The organism is Achromobacter piechaudii NBRC 102461, from assembly GCF_001571245.1.
GTDB classification, from domain to species: Bacteria; Pseudomonadota; Gammaproteobacteria; order Burkholderiales; family Burkholderiaceae_B; genus Achromobacter; species Achromobacter piechaudii.
Map to the genome: position 1 here is coordinate 1 of NZ_BCTK01000010.1, position 591 is coordinate 591.

Sequence of the window (591 nt, forward strand, 5' to 3'; positions counted from 1 at the left end):
GTCGGCGTGTAGGTGTAGACGCCTGTTGTGCCATTGACCGTCACCGTGCCGTGTGCAGGCGCAGTGCCGACGCTGTAGGCCAGCGGGTCACCATCGCCATCGACTGCGGAGACCTGGCCGGTAACAGCCGTGTCTTCTGCCGTGGTAGTCGCGTAGTTGCCGGTACCCGAGTCGAAGGTCTGGCCAGGAACAGCCGGGTCCACCGTCATCGGCGCGTCCGGCACCGCCGTAATGCTGACCATCACCGTCGCGGTTTCATCGACGCCGCCTGACGTCACCGTGTAGGTGAAGCTGGTCGAGCCGTTGTAGTTCAAGGCCGGCGCGAAGTCCAAGGTCCCGTCGGTCTTGAGCGTCACCATCCCGTTCGCGACCGCGACAGGCGTACCGACGATGAGCGCATTACCGTCAATGGCGGTGATCGCATGACCTGCGTTCTCGAACGTGTCGTTGGCGTTGACGTTGATATTGACCGGCGTATCTTCGTTGGTCGTGACCGTGTCGTTGGCGATATCCACCACCGCAGAGAGCGTGACGCTGACGGTGGAGAACGTGACGTTGCCCGTGCCGTCGTCGATCGCGACTACGAAGCTA

Annotated in this window: 1 protein-coding gene; it reads right to left on the reverse strand. The window is 62.6% G+C overall.

Annotation, left to right across the window (positions count from 1 at the left end; all coding sequences use genetic code 11):
- Positions 1-591: Ig-like domain-containing protein (locus API01S_RS29365; protein WP_167351730.1), on the reverse strand; the 591-nt coding region annotated here is incomplete at both ends.